The 16,162-nt window shown below is 63.4% G+C and carries 15 protein-coding genes; 3 read left to right on the top strand and 12 right to left on the bottom strand.

What is annotated here, in order from left to right:
- Window positions 1-18 precede the first annotated feature (18 nt).
- On the bottom strand, window positions 19-864 hold the full coding sequence (locus FJ471_RS11540; RefSeq protein WP_140803279.1) for an outer membrane protein: 846 nt from the start codon (window positions 862-864) through the stop codon (window positions 19-21).
- A 218-nt stretch (window positions 865-1,082) separates the two neighbouring features.
- Window positions 1,083-2,435, bottom strand: coding sequence for a phosphoglucosamine mutase (gene glmM / locus FJ471_RS11545; protein ID WP_140803280.1), 1,353 nt, complete (start codon window positions 2,433-2,435; stop codon window positions 1,083-1,085).
- A gap of 373 nt (window positions 2,436-2,808) precedes the next feature.
- On the opposite strand from glmM, the gene FJ471_RS11550 reads away from it, so the two are divergent.
- Entirely contained in the window at window positions 2,809-3,489 is a 681-nt protein-coding gene (locus FJ471_RS11550; RefSeq protein WP_140803281.1) for a hypothetical protein, read from the top strand.
- Between the two features lie 239 nt (window positions 3,490-3,728).
- Window positions 3,729-4,187 (top strand): hypothetical protein, encoded by a 459-nt coding sequence (locus FJ471_RS11555; protein ID WP_140803282.1) that lies wholly within the window; start codon window positions 3,729-3,731, stop codon window positions 4,185-4,187.
- Between the two features lie 201 nt (window positions 4,188-4,388).
- Here the strand turns inward: FJ471_RS11555 and ftsH are convergent, their stop codons facing one another.
- The 10 genes from ftsH to ybgC form a co-directional block, all read right to left on the bottom strand.
- Window positions 4,389-6,323 (bottom strand): ATP-dependent zinc metalloprotease FtsH, encoded by a 1,935-nt coding sequence (gene ftsH / locus FJ471_RS11560; RefSeq protein WP_140803283.1) that lies wholly within the window; start codon window positions 6,321-6,323, stop codon window positions 4,389-4,391.
- A gap of 104 nt (window positions 6,324-6,427) precedes the next feature.
- Window positions 6,428-7,741, bottom strand: a complete 1,314-nt coding sequence (gene tilS, locus FJ471_RS11565; protein WP_246684691.1) for a tRNA lysidine(34) synthetase TilS — start codon at window positions 7,739-7,741, stop codon at window positions 6,428-6,430.
- 74 nt (window positions 7,742-7,815) lie between these two features.
- Window positions 7,816-8,952, bottom strand: a complete 1,137-nt coding sequence (gene ybgF, locus FJ471_RS11570; protein ID WP_140803284.1) for a tol-pal system protein YbgF — start codon at window positions 8,950-8,952, stop codon at window positions 7,816-7,818.
- A 210-nt stretch (window positions 8,953-9,162) separates the two neighbouring features.
- Window positions 9,163-9,669 (bottom strand): peptidoglycan-associated lipoprotein Pal, encoded by a 507-nt coding sequence (pal, locus tag FJ471_RS11575; protein WP_140803285.1) that lies wholly within the window; start codon window positions 9,667-9,669, stop codon window positions 9,163-9,165.
- A gap of 223 nt (window positions 9,670-9,892) precedes the next feature.
- Window positions 9,893-10,270, bottom strand: coding sequence for a four helix bundle protein (locus FJ471_RS11580; protein ID WP_140803286.1), 378 nt, complete (start codon window positions 10,268-10,270; stop codon window positions 9,893-9,895).
- 26 nt (window positions 10,271-10,296) lie between these two features.
- Complete coding sequence (gene tolB, locus FJ471_RS11585; protein ID WP_140803287.1) at window positions 10,297-11,610, bottom strand: Tol-Pal system beta propeller repeat protein TolB; 1,314 nt, start codon at window positions 11,608-11,610, stop codon at window positions 10,297-10,299.
- Between the two features lie 39 nt (window positions 11,611-11,649).
- Window positions 11,650-12,804 (bottom strand): energy transducer TonB, encoded by a 1,155-nt coding sequence (locus FJ471_RS11590; protein ID WP_140803288.1) that lies wholly within the window; start codon window positions 12,802-12,804, stop codon window positions 11,650-11,652.
- Between the two features lie 7 nt (window positions 12,805-12,811).
- A complete protein-coding gene (gene tolR, locus FJ471_RS11595) occupies window positions 12,812-13,273 on the bottom strand; it encodes a protein TolR (protein ID WP_140803289.1) in 462 nt (153 codons plus the stop codon).
- 9 nt (window positions 13,274-13,282) lie between these two features.
- The gene (gene tolQ, locus FJ471_RS11600; protein WP_140803290.1) at window positions 13,283-13,993 is read right to left on the bottom strand and encodes a protein TolQ; all 711 of its coding nucleotides are present in this window, start codon (window positions 13,991-13,993) and stop codon (window positions 13,283-13,285) included.
- Window positions 13,994-14,307: 314 nt separating this feature from the next.
- Window positions 14,308-14,778: a tol-pal system-associated acyl-CoA thioesterase gene (gene ybgC / locus FJ471_RS11605; protein WP_140678886.1), complete on the bottom strand. Its 471-nt coding sequence runs from the start codon at window positions 14,776-14,778 to the stop codon at window positions 14,308-14,310.
- A gap of 132 nt (window positions 14,779-14,910) precedes the next feature.
- On the opposite strand from ybgC, the gene FJ471_RS11610 reads away from it, so the two are divergent.
- Window positions 14,911-16,161, top strand: coding sequence for a cellulase family glycosylhydrolase (locus FJ471_RS11610; protein ID WP_140803291.1), 1,251 nt, complete (start codon window positions 14,911-14,913; stop codon window positions 16,159-16,161).
- Window position 16,162: the final 1 nt, after the last annotated feature.

The raw sequence follows: 16,162 nt of genomic DNA on the forward strand, positions 1-16,162 counted from the left end.
TCGGGATAATGAAGGCAATTACTTGGTGTAGATCGGTTCCGGTTCCGGCTGGTAGGCCACCGGCGCGGCGCAGCCATTGTTGCCGCCGAACTGGTAGCGCAGGCCGCCGCGCACCTCGTGGGTGTTGATGCCGCGATCGAAGCCCGGTCCGGCGCTGCTCGCATCCCAGTCGAACATGCGGCCGCCCTGGATGTGGCTGAAGCGGTAGCCGGCGTCGAGGATCACCTTGTCGGTCAGGCAGTAGGAAGCGCCGGCCATGAGAGCGTAGGCAAAGCGCCAGTTGGAGGAGCCCGGATTGGTCTCGGTGGTGTTCGGATCGTGGACCGTGTCCCACTTGACGTGAGCGCCGCCGATGCCGGCGCCGACATAGGGCGTGATGCCATGCCAGGTGCCGATATCGACATAGGCATTGGCCAACAGCAGCAGCGCGCTCATCTTCGACACTTCGGTCGAGGTCGAGACGAGATCAGAGGTCTGGCCGTTGAAGTTCGAGCTGAACCAGTAATCGGCGGTCACGTCCGTGCGGAAGTAGTCGTTGATCTTGTAGCCGACACCGCCACCGAGCGAGAAGCCGCCCTTCAGCTTGCCGAAATCGAAACTCTTGCTGCCCGGTTCGACCGCGCACCCAACCCCGCAGGGGCCCGGAACGATGGCGTAAGTCATGTAGTCGATGCCGCGCACGGTCGACTTGTGATAGTCGATGTCGCCGCGGATATACCAGCCGCCGACATCGATCGGCTGCTGTTCGACGACCGGAGGCGGCGCCTCTTCGATTTGCGGTTCGGGGAGGTCGGCCGCGAAGAGCGGTCCGGCCAAGCCCGCGAACAGCGCGGCAAGCAATGCCATTCTTGCTGTCTTGAACATTCTGTCACCCCTAAGAAGCCTCGGGACGACATCGCCCGAAGTTGATTGACCTCGGGTTTGGATAATGAATTGCAAAGGTTAAAAGCCGTTTAACCGTACTGATTAACCACGAATCTATACAATTTTAGATGGAACGCCGTTGTCCGACGGCCCGTCCGGCAACGAAAAAGCCCGCCTTGCGGCGGGCTTGAAGACGTTGCGTAACGCCGGCGACGGGATCAGGCGGCGCTGCGGGTGTCCTGAAGGATGCCGACGATGTCGTTGACGACCGCTTCGACCAGTTGCGGATCGTCGCCCTCGGCCATGACGCGGATGAGCGGCTCGGTGCCGGAGGGCCGGATGACGAGGCGGCCGGACGTGCCGAGCCGGTTGCGTCCTTCCTCGATCGCCGCCTTGACCGGCGCTTCCTCCAGCGGCTTGCCGCCGGAGATGCGCACATTCTTCAAGAGCTGCGGTACCGGCTCGAACTTCTTCGACAGCTCGCTGACCGGGCGGTTCTGCCGCTTGATGCAGGCCAGTACCTGCAACGCCGAGACCAGGCCGTCGCCGGTGGTCGAGAAATCGGAAAGCACGATGTGGCCGGATTGCTCGCCGCCGACATTCAAGCCGTGCGCGCGCATGTGCTCGACCACATAGCGGTCGCCGACCTTGGTCCGGTGCAGCTGCAGCTTCATGTCGCCGAGGAAGCGTTCCAGGCCGAGATTGGACATCACGGTGGAGACGACGCCGCCGCCGGCCAGCCGTCCGCTCTGGTGCCAGGATTCGGCGATCAGCGCCATGATCTGGTCGCCGTCGACGATCGCTCCGTTCTCGTCGACGATGACGACGCGGTCGGCGTCGCCGTCGAGCGCGATGCCGATGTCGGCGCGCACCTCGTGCACCTTCTTCTGCAGGCCGGCCGGATGGGTCGAGCCGCATTCCTTGTTGATGTTGAAGCCGTTCGGCTCGACATTGATCGCCACCACCTCGGCGCCGAGTTCCCACAGCGCCTCGGGCGCCACCTTGTAGGACGCGCCGTTCGCGCAGTCGACGACGATCCTCAGGCCCGAAAGCGACATCGAGCGCGGCAGCGTGCGCTTGGCGAATTCGATATAGCGGTCATGCACGCCGTCGACGCGCTTGGCGCGGCCGAGCCCATCGGAATCGGCAAGCGCCAGCTCGATGTCCTTGTCGAGCATGCCTTCGATGCGTTCCTCGATCTCGTCGGAAAGCTTGTAGCCGTCGGGACCGAAGAGCTTGATGCCGTTGTCGTAGTAAGGATTGTGCGAGGCCGAGATCATCACGCCGATGTCGGCGCGCAGCGACCGCACCAGCATGGCGACGGCGGGCGTCGGTATGGGGCCGAGCAGGAACACGTCCATGCCGGCGGCGCACAGGCCCGCAACCATGGCGTTCTCGATCATGTAGCCGGAAAGCCGCGTGTCCTTGCCGAGCACGACGCGATGACGGTGATTGCCGCGCTGGAAGGAGAGTCCGGCGGCCATGCCGACGCGCATGGCGACCTCGGCCGTCATCGGAAATTTGTTGGCGCGTCCGCGGATACCGTCGGTGCCGAAATACTGACCTGCCATGTGCCTTACAGTCCCCGTCGGTTTTTCAGCCGCCCGTATTGCCACAATTGGGCCGCATCCGATCATCAAATTTCATGATTATATATTACCAATCCTTAGAAAATCATTGTCGCGGGCGATGCAAATGATCCTAGGGCCTAACACATCTTCTCGCTGTGGGGCTAGTATGCCTGCCAGGGGGCAGCTTTTCGTCATGCATTCGCACGGAGAACCTCGGCGGCGTAGCAGCGAACCGGCAAGCAATTCATCACCTTATCGGGAGCAACACACTTTGTGACGGCGCCCGTGCCGGAAGCATCTGGCGCAACCGGACATTGAGCGTTATTGATTTGGCATAGGGACACTTATTGGCGGCAGCAAGGGAGAAAACGCCATGCTTATTCATAGACTTGCAGCTTTGACGGGGATCGCCGTCGCAACCTTGTTCCTGGCGGCGCCGGCCAACGCGCTGACCATGGCCGAGTGCAGCACCAAGTATAACGCGGCCAAGGATGCGGGAACGCTTTCCGGCCAGACCTGGAACCAGTTCCGCAAGGCGCAGTGCGGCAGCGACGCTTCCGCCGCGACCGACACCAAGGCCGCCACTGATGCCAAGGCGGCGACCGATACGAAGGCCGCCGACACCAAGCCTGCCAAGAAGACGAAGGCGGCCGCCGCCACTACCGACGACGCGGCCAAGGGCCTGAGCTCCAAGGAATGCAGCGCCAAATACCAGGCTGCAAAAGCTGGCGGCACGCTGAAGGGCATGAAGTGGAACGACTTCCGCAAGGCCGAGTGCGGCGCCGGCGCCGACGATGACGACACCGTGCCGGCTCCGACGGAAGCGACCTACACCAGCGAACCGGCCAAGCCGAGCGTCGCCGCGCCGAAGGGCGTGAGCTTCCCGAAGGCGATTTCGCCGAAATTCGCCACCGAGACCCCGGCCAAGGGCCGCATGCATACCTGCCTCGAGCAGTACTACGCCAACAAGGATGCCAACACGCTGAACGGCCTGAAGTGGATCCAGAAGGGCGGCGGCTTCTATAGCCTGTGCAATGCCAAGCTGAAGAGCTGATCGCCTAATTATTCGAAGAGAAAAGGCCCGCGCATCGCAAGATGCGCGGGCCTTTTGTTGCGCGCGAAAACGCCGCGGCCTTGCCCGCATCTGCATATCGCGGGACTTGTCGGCATCATCGATTCGCCCACACTCCCACCACTAGGCCTATCGGTAGTTTGCAAAGATTCTTGTTGAACATATAGGGAACAAACAGTATACAAAAAGACATCGAACTTATTATCAATCAGGAGGGTCTTATGTTCAGTTTGAAATTGGCGGCGTTGGCTGTGACGGCATTGGTCTCTTGGAATGCCACGCCTGCAAGCGCACTAACGATGAAGGAATGCGGCGAGACCTATCGGACAGCCAAGGAAGGCGGCACTCTGAACGGCATGGACTGGGCCGCTTTCCGCAAGGAGAAATGCGCGACGTCCGCCGCGGAGAGTGTCAGCGCGGATACGGTCAAAACCGAGGAGCAGCAGAAAAAGGAAACCAGTGCGGCGGTCGCCCCCACTGTAGCGCCGGCGGGTGTGACATTCCCGACTATCCTCGCCGCCGAGTTCAAGACCGAAAAACCCGCGAAGGCCCGGATGAAGACCTGCCTGCAGGGTTACCACGACAACAAGGAGGCGGGTACGTTGAACGGCCTTCGCTGGATCCAGAAGGGCGGCGGTTACTACAGCCTCTGCAATGCGCGGCTGAAAGCTGAATCATAAAAATCGAATACGGCGGATAGAGCCGTTCACCGTTTTTCCCGCAGACGTTGAGCCATCATTCTCGGCCGTGTCCGAGGATCAGCGGTCGGGCGATAGCTGGGCGTCGGGGACGAGGGAAGTCTTGCCTTGTCTCCAATTGCCAAACAAAAACGCCGCGGACCAAGCCGCGGCGTTTCTCGATCAGTCTCCCGCGCACCAACCTCAGCCCTGTGGCTGCGGCTCCATGCCGCCTTCAGGCTCGGAGCCCTTCTTGCGGCGGCCGCCCGTGCCGGCCTTCGGCACGGCCGAGCCGCGGCTGGGCGGAGTGTCGTCGCCAAGATCGCGGGCGGGCTTGTTGCCCGCAATCAGCTGCTTGATCTCGTCACCGGACAGCGTCTCGTATTCGAGCAGCCCCTCGGCCAGCGCGATCCACTCCTTCTTCTTCTTGGTCAGGATCGCCTTCGCCGTCGAATAGGCGTCGTCGATCAGCCGCCGCACCTCGGCGTCGATGATCTGCGCCGTCTCTTCCGAGATGTTCTGCGTGCGCGCCACCGAATGCCCGAGGAAGACTTCTTCCTGGTTGTCGCCATAGGCGACATGGCCGAGCTTGTCGGAGAAGCCCCAGCGCGTGACCATGGCGCGCGCCAGCTTGGTCGCCTGCTCGATATCGGAGGAGGCGCCCGAGGTGATGTTCTCCTTGCCGAACTTGAACTCCTCGGCGACGCGGCCGCCCATCATGATCGCAAGCCGCGAGACCATGTATTTGTAGCTCATCGAATAGCGGTCGCCTTCCGGCAGCTGCATGACCATGCCAAGCGCGCGGCCGCGCGGGATGATGGTCGCCTTGTGCAGCGGATCGGCCGACGGCACGTTGAGCGCCAGGATGGCGTGGCCGGCCTCGTGATAGGCGGTCAGCTCCTTCTCGGCCTGGGTCATCGCCGACGAGCGGCGCTCCGCGCCCATCATGATCTTGTCCTTGGCGTCCTCGAACTCGGCCATGGTGACGAGGCGCTTGTTGCGGCGCGCCGCCATCAGCGCGGATTCGTTGACGAGGTTCATCAGGTCGGCGCCGGAGAAGCCCGGCGTGCCGCGCGCGACAACCTTGAGATCGACATTGGGCGCCAGCGGCACGTTGCGCACATGCACCTTGAGGATCTTCTCGCGGCCGACGATATCGGGGTTCGGCACCACCACCTGGCGGTCGAAACGGCCGGGCCTGAGCAGCGCCGGGTCGAGAACGTCGGGCCGGTTGGTGGCGGCGATCAGGATGATCGACTCGTTGGATTCGAAACCGTCCATTTCGACCAGCAGCTGGTTCAGCGTCTGCTCGCGTTCGTCATTGCCGCCGCCGAGGCCGGCGCCGCGATGACGGCCGACGGCGTCGATTTCGTCGATGAAGATGATGCAGGGCGCGTTCTTCTTGGCCTGGTCGAACATGTCGCGCACGCGGCTTGCGCCGACGCCGACGAACATCTCGACGAAGTCCGAGCCGGAAATGGTGAAGAACGGCACGTTGGCCTCGCCGGCGACGGAGCGGGCGAGCAGCGTCTTGCCGGTGCCGGGCGGGCCGACCAGGAGCACGCCGCGCGGGATCTTGCCGCCGAGGCGCTGGAACTTCTGCGGATCGCGCAGGAACTCGACGATCTCTTCGAGGTCTTCCTTGGCCTCGTCGACGCCGGCGACGTCCTGGAAGGTGACGCGGCCATGCGCCTCGGTCAGAAGCTTGGCCTTCGACTTGCCGAAGCCCATCGCTCTTCCGGAACCGGACTGCATCTGGCGCATGAAGAATATCCACACGCCGAGGATCAGGATCATCGGCAGCCACGAGATCAGGTAGCCGAACAGCGAATTGGAGCCGTCGGTTTCAGGCTTGGCGGTGATGGTGACGTTCTTGTCCTGCAGCCTGGAGACCAGCGACGGATCGCCGGGCGAATAGGTCTGGAAGCCGTTGGCGTTGTCCGTGTAGTTGCCGAAGATGCGGGCGCCGGCGATGGTCACGCTCTTGACCCGGCCGGAGGCGACGTCCTGCAGGAACTGCGAATAGGCGATATCCGTCGTGGCACCGCGCGTCTGGGGCGTCTGGAAAAGATTGAACAGGGCGATGAGCAGGACCGCTATGATCGCCCAGAGCGCGAGGTTGCGATAATTCGGATTCATCTATTGTCCCGTTGGGGTCCGCGCACGGACCCGCGATGATGGAGAAGCTTGGGCCTAACATAGGGAGAGCGCCTCCCCTTGCCAAGCAGAACAGCACGTATCGGTTAAGCTTTCGCCCACCCTCGCCCGCCATCATGGCCGTGGAATGGCGGCGCCGGCAACGGCGGCGCGCCGACAAGCGCCGCCACGGCGGCAGCCGGCTCGAGGTCGAAGGACGGCAGGAAGCGCGCAAAAGGGGCCACCGCCGGAACGATCGAGACCGATTGCAAGCCGGCATTGCCGCCAGCAAAACCAAGGCGTTCGGCGCCGGACCACAGCGAAGGTTCCGCGGCAAGCGCCGCGCGTGACAGGCTTGGTGGAATATCTTCGCTCAAGGGCGCTTGCCGAGCGGCAGCGGACCCAAGCGGCGCGATCACCAAGCCGCCCGGCCAGTCTTTCAAATTGATGCGTGCGTCCAAAGTGACGCGCCGCCGGCCATCCCAAAGCTCTTCGTCTACCAGTGGCGCGGGCGCGGGCAGGTTGCGGTTTTCGCGGCGAAGGAAAATGCCGGTTCGCCGCGCATCGACCACCGTCCGCGACAATGTGGCGCAAAGCGGCGCCGATCGCAGTCGGGAAAACAGCGCGGCGCAGCGCGCCTCGTCGGCGACAAAGGACGTGCCGCCGACCGCGGCCAAAAGGATGCGGAGCGCATAGATGGCCGCCTCGCCATCCGCATGCGCGGAGAATTCGCGATCCAGGCGAATGAGGCCCGGAACCGGTCTGCCGGCAAAGGCGTCGATGAGCACGGCGGCGCGGTGGCCGATGTCGTGGCGCTCACCGGCCGCCTGTCCTGCTTTCGCCAGCGCTTCGGCGATACGCTGTTCGCCCTCGCCGTGCGCGAGCTTTGCCCGCACGCGCGGCCGCTCGAAGCGGGCATCTTCATTGGTCGGGTCCTCGATCCAGCCAATGTCGCGAGCCCGCAGCATCTCGCGCAGCGCCGCGCGCCTTATGCCGAGTAGCGGCCGCACGATCCATGTTCGCCAGTCGTGCAGCGTGGCGGGCGCTATGCCGGCGAGGCCCCGGCCTTCATCGTCGCGCGCCTGCCGCATCAGCACCGTCTCGGCCTGGTCGTCGGCGGTGTGGCCGGTCAGGATCAGCTTGATGCCTTCGGCATCGGCCGCTTCGGCAAGCAGCCTGTAGCGCGCCTCGCGCGCGGCGGCCGGCAGACCGGTCGCGGGCTTGTCGCCGTGCCAGGCGAGAATGCGATGCGCGATGCCGCGCTCGGCGCAGAAACGGGCAACCTGCCGCGCCTCGACGGCCGAACCTGGCCTTAGGCCATGATCGACGGTCACCGCGAGCAGCCTGGCGCCCGATGCGGTCCGATCGAAGTAATCCTTGAGGAGAATAAGCAGGGCGGTCGAGTCGCTGCCGCCGGACACGGCTGCAACGGCGCCGGTCGAAAAGTCTAGGTCGGAGAAAAGGTGGTCTGAAAAGTGAGCTTTGGTATCGGGCGTCAGCACGCCGCCAGCGCCTTTTCCTGCTTGATGCGTTCCTTGAGCGCGCCGGAAACGTCGGGATAGCGCTTGCCGATCTCGCTGAAGGTGGCGCAGGCCACGTCGTTTTGCTTCAGGCCGACCAGCGAAACGCCGAGCTTGAGCAGCATGTCGGGCGCCTTCTTGGCCTTCGGGTATTCCTTGCTGGCGGCGAGGAAGATCTCGGCCGCGTCACGGTATTTCTGCTGGCCGAGCAGCGACTCGCCCAGCCAGTAATGCGCATCCGCCGCCTTGGCGTCCTTGGGGAAGCGCGAAATATGATCGCGAAAACCCTGTTCGGCGGTCGGGTAATCGCCCGACAGGATGAACTGGTAGGAGTTGCGGTAGAGCTCGTCGGGATCGTTGGTCGACGGCAGGGCGGCGACTTGCGTGTCGCCGGCCTTGTTCTTCTTGGCCGGCGTCTCGGCGGAAGGAGCGTTTGCGGTGGCCGCCGGGGCTTCCGCCGGCGCGCTGGCCTGCGAACCGGTCTCGGCATTGACGACATTGCCGTTCTTGTCGACGGTGATGGTGCCGAAATCCTTCGGCGGCGCGCCGGTGATCAGCTTGCCGGGATCGCCGGTCTGCGATTCCACGATGACGTCGCCGACGCTCTTGCCGCCGCCATTTTGCCCGCCCGCGTCGGCCGGCGCCTGCGTCGCCGGGGCCTGGGCGACGCTGTTGTCGGTGCCGGCATCGCCGAGATTGGTGTTGCCGTCATTGCCGTTCCCGTCCTGGGGCGCGGCCTCCGATTTCTTCTGCCCGGCCGGCTTGGCGCCGCCTTGCGAACCACCTTCGAGCTGCTGGAAGCGGAACTCGTTGTCTTCCTGCTGCTTGCGCATCTGTTCCTGCATCTGCAGGATCTGGAAGTTGAGCTCCTCGATCTTGCCGTTCATCTGGCGAAGCTGGTCCTCCAGCCCCGTCATGCCGCCGCTGCTGTCCTGGGCGAGCTGCGCCTGCTCCGGCTTCTTCTTGTCGCCGAAGATGCCGAGCGTCGGCAGATGGAAGGTGAACCCGGCGTCGGAGGCCCGCGCGGCGCTGTCGGCCGAGGCGGCAAGGCTCGGGAGGCTTGATACGAGCAGCAGCGCAAGCGTGCCGCTCAGGACCGTTCTGAAATGCATTCTGTCTCTCGCGGTGGGTGTTGGCCTGATGCGCCTTTCCAAATCAAACAGTGGGAGGAAGCGCCCTCGCGCTCATAGCAGGACGCGAGACTTCGGCCAAATTTTGTTTCAAGCCGTTGCAAATGAAAAAGGCGGCCCTGAGGCCGCCTTTCATTTTGGGATGTTGTATTTTTGCCGCCGGGGCCGCCTGGCGCCCTTGGCGAAAATCGATCAGGAGCCGGCGCCGGAAAGCGTGGTGACGGCGCGGCGGTTCTGCGACCAGCAGGAGATGTCGTCGCAGACCGCGACCGGACGCTCCTTGCCGTAGGAAATCGTCTTCAGGCGACTGGCGGGGACGCCCTTGGAAACCAGGAAGTCGCGCGTGGCGGCGGCGCGGCGGGCGCCCAGCGCCAGATTGTACTCACGCGTGCCGCGTTCGTCGGCATGGCCTTCGATGACGATCGCATACTGGCGATACTGGTTGAGCCACTGCGCCTGGCGCCCCAGCGTGGTCTGCGCATCGGCGCGGATCGACGCGGAATCGGTATCGAAGAAGATGCGGTCGCCGATGTTGACGGTGAAGTCCTGCGCCGAGCCTGGCGTCGCGGCGCCGGCACCGTTGAGGCCGAGATCGGCCGCGCTGTTCGGGGTCTTCTTCGACGCGCAGCCGGTGATGGCGAGAGCCGCCACGAGCGCGATCATCGCCGGGTTTCTGGTAAGTGCTGCGATACGGCCCATGCCGCCTCTCCTTCGCATATAAGTGATTTCGTTGATCACCCAGTAACCACGTTTGGGTTAACCGGCATTCAAGAAACACGGTTAATGTTTGGTTTCGAGCCGCCGTCCTCGGCCGTTTTTGTCGGGCTCACATTGCGTGCGGACCGTAGGCGGAAATGCGGCCAAAACATGAAAAAAAGAGGAATTGAGGAACTGAAGAACTGAGGAACTGAAGAAAAGGGGATCAAGCCAGCTTCTCTCGAAGACTCACGAGCATCCCATGGATTTGGGCATAGGACTGTCGCCAAGCGTCGAGTTGGGGCCGTGAGATGTATTGAAGGTCAAACGCGTAAGATATCCACGTCTCCGCTTCGCTGCATGATCCAATCGCCATCGAAACGAAGCGAGCGAATTCAGCTTTGGAGTGGCTTTGCTTGGCAAATCCCTCAGCCAGATTGGCACATATGCCTTTACTCGAGCGACGCAATTGATCAGCTAGCGCGTATTGCTCAATTTTTGGAAAAGTAAGGGTGGCTCTATGCACATCGAGAGAGACTGCGTAAGCGCGTTTGTAGACTTCCAAGTCTCGCCCGCGCTCAACGAAGCGCCCTGGCTTCTCCATTCCCCAGTTCCCGAGTTCTTCAGTTCCTACTCAAGAAGCGGCGACCAAGCCGGATCCGAAGCGTAGTTCGCGGTCGGGATCTGCTGCTCGTTGCGGCCGGTGAGATCGACCGAGATCAGCTTGGGTCCACCGCCGGCGTCGCGGAAGAACATCAGCACGCGGCCGTTCGGCGCCCAGGTCGGGCCCTCCTGCTGGAAGCCGGAGGACAGGATGCGCTCGCCCGAGCCGTCGGTCTTCATGACGCCGATCTGGAATTCGCCGCCGCTCTGCTTGGTGAAGGCGATGAGGTCGCCGCGCGGCGACCAGACCGGCGTCGAATAGACGCCGTCGCCGAAGGAGATGCGGTGCGGGTTGGAGCCGTCCGCGCCCATGACGTAGATCTGCGAGCGGCCGCTGCCGCCGCCGCGGTCGGAGGTGAAGACGACCTGCGAGCCATCCGGCGAATAGGAGGGCGAGGTGTCGATGGCGGTCGAATCGGTCAGCCGCGTGGTCGACCGGCTCCTCAGGTCCATCGCGAAGATGTTGGAATTGCCGTCGTCGCGCAGCAGGCTCATGATCACCTTCTGGCCATCGGGCGAAAAGCGCGGCGCGAACGTCATGCCCGGGAAATTGCCGACCAGCTCGCGCTGCCCGGTTTCGATCTGCAGGAGATACACTTTCGGCTGTCCGCTCTCATAGGACATATAGGTGATTTCCTGCCGGTTCGGCGAGAAGCGCGGCGTCAGGACGATAGCGCGGCCGTCGGACAGATAGCGCACATTGGCGCCGTCCTGGTCCATGATGGCGAGGCGCTTCTTGCGCGCGTTCTTGGCGCCGGATTCGTCGACGAAGACGACGCGGGTATCGAAATAGCCTTTCTCGCCGGTGATCTTCTCATAGATCGCATCGGCGATGATGTGCGCGACACGGCGTTGATTGGCGTCGTTGGCGAAAAACTGCTCGCCGGCCAGCTGCGTGTTGCCAAAGATATCCCACAGCCGGTACTGGGCGCGGATGCGGCCATCCGCCTCCTTGCTCACGCTGCCGGTGACCAGCGCCTGCGCATTGATGACTTTCCAGTCGTCGAAACGGGGCTGGGCATCCGGATTCGTGATCTTTTCGACGAAGGCGGCCTTGTCGATCGGCGCGAACAGTCCTGACCGTTTCAGATCGGCGGCTACGATTTCCGATATCTGTGGCCCAAGTCCTCCCTGAAAGTCGGGGATGGCGATCGGCATCGGCTCGACATTGCCTTTGTTGACGTTGAGCTCGAGGGTTGCCCGAGCAGGCAAGGTGGCGACGGAAATTATGCCTACCGCCATTGCGGCGACCATCAGGAGCGGCTTGAGGATGGATTTCATGTCTTCTCGCTTCTCTTGCTGATTTTTTGGGTGCTCAGGCTACAGGCCAAGCATCGCCCTTGGATCGAAGTTGACGCGAACGTCGGACCAGATGTCTTGCTTGCCGGCGGGAACCTGCAGCCCGGCGACATCGCATTTCTGCACGGCGCGAACCGCGCTGGCGTCGAATTGAGGGTTGCCGCTGGACTTTTCGACGGTCGGGCGGCCCTCCAGCTTGCCGGAGGCGTTCAGGTTGAAACGGATGACCACGGTGAAGTCCTCGGATCCTTCGAGGCCGACCGGTAGCGTCCAGCAACCACCGAGCTGGTCCTCCAGCGCTCCTTGCTCCGACCTGGAGAGCTTCTGGCCCTGATCCTTTTCGCCGCCGAGCGAGGCCTGCTGGGTCGAGCGCTTGGCGCCGCCGCCGGATGGCTTCTGCTTGTCGAGCAGGGCCGTTATCTCGTCGGCGTTGAACTGCTTCTCGTCCGATTTCTTCTTGGAAGACGCTTCCTTTACCGGCTTGTCGGCGTCCTTGCGATCCGGCGCCTTGGCGCTCTCGGCCTGGGCCGGCTGCGGCTTCGGCCGCGCTTCCGGCGCGGGTGCTGAATCCGGCAGCTTCGCCTCATCCGTGGGCTGATCCTGCGAGATCGCCTCGGCCACCGCGTCCGGCTTCACCTCTTCCTTCGGGATAGCGGCGGTTGTGTCCTTCGGCGGAGTCGGCGCCGGTTGCTTGGCCGGCGTCGGCTTGGGCTCCGTCTGCTTGACCGGCTCGGGCTTGACCTCTTCCTTCGGCGTCGGCGTCGGCGCGACCTCGGTCGCCGGGGTCGGCTTCGGCTTCTCCTGCGGCTTCGGCACGTCCTCGACCGCCGGCTTCTCGACCGGCGTCGGCGCGGGCGGCGGCGCCGCCGTCTTGTCGACTGGCTTCGGCTTGGCTTCGTCCGTCACCGGCTTGTCGGTGTCGACGGTGTTCTCGCCGACTTTCTGGGCATCGGGAACGACATCCGGGCGCTTCGTCGGAACAGGCGCCGGCTTGTCATGCATCACCGACTTCTTGTCGCCCTGCAGCGTCTGTGCGATCGCCTCCATCGGCACGATGTCGACCGCCACCGACTCCACGTCGGAGGCAGGCATCGCCGGCGGCGACGACAGCGTGAACAGCCCGAAGGCCAGCGCCACCGCGTGCAAGATCACCGAAGAGGTGAGACCGGTCCGCATTTGGCGTCTACTGATCCTGTTCCTGCAGCGAGACCAGGCCGATATTCTTATAGCCGGCCGCCGAAATGCGGGCCATGACCTTCATCGCCGTGCCGTAATCCGTCGACTTGTCGCCGCGGATGAAGATGCGCTCGTCATAGCCGGTCTTTGAAATCGCCTGCAGCTTGGCCACCAATTCGTCGATCGGGATCTCGGTCTCCTGCAAGAAAATCTTGCCCGCGGCGTCGATCGAAACGGTTATCGGCTGCGTGTCGACATTCATCGCCTTGGCCTGCGTGTCCGGCAGGTCGATCGGCACGCCGACGGTGAGCAGCGGCGCCGCGACCATGAAGATGATCAACAGCACCAGCATCACGTCGACCATCGGCGTGACGTTGATTTCAGACATCAGGGCATGGTGACGGCCACGGCGCCTATGGCCGCGCCCACCTCGCCCCGAGCCACCTGCGCCAGCAGCAGACATCCCCATGATCGTTCCTCAGGCCTTCTGCGCTACTTTTTCATCGATTTGGCGCGAGAGTATGGCGGAGAACTCGTCCGAGAACCCTTCCATGCGCACGCCGAGTTTGTTCGCGTCCGATGACAGCTTGTTGTAGGCGATGACCGCCGGAATGGCCGCGAGCAGGCCGATCGCGGTCGCGAGCAGCGCTTCCGCGATGCCGGGCGCCACCACCGACAGGCTGGTGTTCTTCGAGGCGGCGATCGCCTGGAACGACGTCATGATGCCGATGACGGTGCCGAACAGCCCGATGAAGGGCGCGGCCGAGCCGGTGGTGGCGAGGAAGCCGAGGCGGCCCTCCAGCCTTTCCATCTCACGTGTCAGCGCCAGGTCCATGGCCTTGTCGATGCGGGTCTGGAGCGCCAGCGGCGATTTCGCGCCCTTTTCGAAGCTCTTCTTCCATTCGCGCATGGCGGCGACGAAGATCGCGCCCATGCCGGTGGTCTTGCGGTCGGCCAGCGTGCGGTAGAGGTCTTCAAGCGACTGCCCGGACCAGAATATCTGTTCGAAGCGGTTCAGCGCCAACTTCATCCGGCTATAGGCGACGAGCTTGTCGATGATGATCGCCCAGGTCCAGATCGACGCGCAGAGCAGGCCGATCATGACCAGCTTGACCACCCAGCCGGCCTGCATGAACAGCGCCCAGATCGACAGATGCGCGCCCGGGTCGGCGAGTGCGATGTTTTCCATGACTTAAGTCCTTAAGGTTTTCCGGGCATCGCTGGCGGCTGGCCCATGAGCATTCCTTTGGTCCGATCGCGCGAAGCTTGAAGCTTGCGGGATAAGCCCCGAATGCACCGTTTCGCGGCCTTTTCGAGGCAAATATTGGTGAAAGGAAGGCGCACGGATTGCGCCAATCTTCGCCAATTCCTTCATGAACCGTTATGGTTAAGGATGGGTTAGGACGTAAGGCGCGGCGCATTGCCGCGCATGGCCAGGGCTAGCGGGCGAGGTGCGATGCAAAGGCAAGCTGAGATTCTGGTCAGGCCGGCCTCACCCGAATATCAGCTTGCCCGAGGCATAAAAGCCGCAATCCATTCCTTCGGAAAGCGCTTCGGCCGGCCGCTTTCGCCGACGATCGCCGCTTCGACTTTCGCCTCGACCAGCACATCGCCGCCGCGCTTCAATTGCTGGCCCATGAAGATGCGGGCGCCGGAAATATCGTCGGTGCGCGTGTCGATGGTGAGGATATCGTCCATGCGCGCCGGCGAACGGAAGTCGATCTCCATGCGCCGCACCACCCAGACGATGCGCTCGCCATGCTTGCCGTCCAGGAGCTCGGTGTGATGGACGCCGGTCAGCCTCAGATAGTCGGAGCGGCCGCGCTCGAGGAATTCGAGATAGCGCGCATGGTAGACGACGCCGGAGAAATCGGTGTCGGCATAGTAGACCCTGGCCATCAGCCGATGGCCGAAATCCGTCAGCGCGCCGGAAAGCCCGGCGCTGAGCGCCGCCGATTCACCATGATCGTCCATCGCGCTTTCCTTTTTCGGCCCAGAAAGGCACCTAAGGCCCGCGGGCTTTAGGCATTTTTCTGTGCGTGTCGTTGTCCCAAAAACCGCTGCACACTTTTCGGCGACACGCACTGTTTCTCGCGCGGGAACGGGATGGCACTGTTGGGCACGATGATCAAGACCTTGCTGGCGGCGCTGCTTGCGTTTGCCGCTTTGCCGTTGCCGGCCGGGGCGGCGACGTTCTCGATGAAACGCGGCCTCAATCTCGACCAGTGGGTGACCTGGCCGGCCGAGGACAAATGGGGCGACCGCCAAGCAATCCTGCCCTATCCGGAGTGGCGCAAATTCCTCAAGGAGGACGACCTCAAGGCGCTCAAGGATGCCGGCCTCGACTTCCTGCGCATGCCGGTCGATCCCGCGCCCTTTCTCTCGGAGCAGACCACGGCCCTTCGCGACGGCCTCTATGCCAGCGTGCTGGACTCGGCGCGCATGATCAACCGCGCCGGGCTCAAGGTGATCGTCGACCTGCATCTGATCCCCGCAGGCGGCAACCGCAAGATCGGCATGGGGCAGGTGATGGACGATCCGGCCGTCTTCGACGCCTATGCCGAGTTGGTGCGCAACATGGCGCGGACGCTGGCCAAGGAAGACCCCAATCAGGTCGCGCTGGAGCTGATGAACGAGCCGATCGTCGATTGCGACGCGAACCGCACCAATGTTTGGCCCGACCGCCAGAAGAAGCTTTTCGCGGCTGCGCGCGCCTCGGCCACCAGGCTCACGCTCATATTGACCGGCGGCTGCTATTCGAACGCGGAGTCGCTGTCCAGGATCGATCCCAAAACCATCGCGGATGACAACATCATCTGGACCTTTCACTCCTACGATCCATTCCTTCTGACGCATCAGGGCGCGACCTGGGCCGGCGATTTCATCCAATACGTCACCGGCCTGCCCTATCCGCTGACGGCCGTTCCGAAAGCGCAACTGGACATGACGCTGGACACGATCCGCGACCGGATCAGGGCCGAGGCGCCCTGGGCGCGACGGAGCGGCCTGCTCAGCTATCTCGACGAGCAGGTCGCGGCCCTGGATACCCCCGAGAAGCTGCTCGGCGTGATGGATCAAGCGTTCGCGACGGTCGACGCCTGGGCGAAGGCCAACGGCGTCAAACCGCAGGACATCACGCTCGGCGAATTCGGCATGATCCGCAAGGAATATGGCAACGGCTTCGTCATGCCGGCCGCATACCGCGCCGCCTATGCGCGCGACATGATCGCCCGCGCCGAGGCGCATGGCTTTTCCTGGTCGGTCTGGAGCTATGGCGGCGCCTTCGGCATCGTCGACGCCTTCGACGGCGAGAAGGCCGAGCCGGACGTGATGGATATGATCAGGTCGCTGCGCTAAG

The sequence above is a fragment of the Mesorhizobium sp. B2-7-1 genome, assembly GCF_006440735.1.
Classification (GTDB): Bacteria; Pseudomonadota; Alphaproteobacteria; order Rhizobiales; family Rhizobiaceae; genus Mesorhizobium.

Bases quoted from the DNA above. Each gene is read 5' to 3' on its own strand.
- glmM (WP_140803280.1), bottom strand. From the start codon at position 2,435: ATGGCAGGTCAGTATTTCGGCACCGACGGTATCCGCGGACGCGCCAAC.
- FJ471_RS11550 (WP_140803281.1), top strand. From the start codon at position 2,809: ATGCTTATTCATAGACTTGCAGCTTTGACGGGGATCGCCGTCGCAACC.
- ybgC (WP_140678886.1), bottom strand. From the start codon at position 14,778: ATGGACGATCATGGTGAATCGGCGGCGCTCAGCGCCGGGCTTTCCGGC.
- FJ471_RS11540 (WP_140803279.1), bottom strand. From the start codon at position 864: ATGTTCAAGACAGCAAGAATGGCATTGCTTGCCGCGCTGTTCGCGGGC.
- FJ471_RS11610 (WP_140803291.1), top strand. From the start codon at position 14,911: ATGGCACTGTTGGGCACGATGATCAAGACCTTGCTGGCGGCGCTGCTT.
- tolQ (WP_140803290.1), bottom strand. From the start codon at position 13,993: ATGGAAAACATCGCACTCGCCGACCCGGGCGCGCATCTGTCGATCTGG.
- ftsH (WP_140803283.1), bottom strand. From the start codon at position 6,323: ATGAATCCGAATTATCGCAACCTCGCGCTCTGGGCGATCATAGCGGTC.
- FJ471_RS11590 (WP_140803288.1), bottom strand. From the start codon at position 12,804: ATGCGGACCGGTCTCACCTCTTCGGTGATCTTGCACGCGGTGGCGCTG.
- pal (WP_140803285.1), bottom strand. From the start codon at position 9,669: ATGGGCCGTATCGCAGCACTTACCAGAAACCCGGCGATGATCGCGCTC.
- FJ471_RS11580 (WP_140803286.1), bottom strand. From the start codon at position 10,270: ATGGAGAAGCCAGGGCGCTTCGTTGAGCGCGGGCGAGACTTGGAAGTC.
- FJ471_RS11555 (WP_140803282.1), top strand. From the start codon at position 3,729: ATGTTCAGTTTGAAATTGGCGGCGTTGGCTGTGACGGCATTGGTCTCT.
- tolB (WP_140803287.1), bottom strand. From the start codon at position 11,610: ATGAAATCCATCCTCAAGCCGCTCCTGATGGTCGCCGCAATGGCGGTA.
- ybgF (WP_140803284.1), bottom strand. From the start codon at position 8,952: ATGCATTTCAGAACGGTCCTGAGCGGCACGCTTGCGCTGCTGCTCGTA.
- tolR (WP_140803289.1), bottom strand. From the start codon at position 13,273: ATGGGGATGTCTGCTGCTGGCGCAGGTGGCTCGGGGCGAGGTGGGCGC.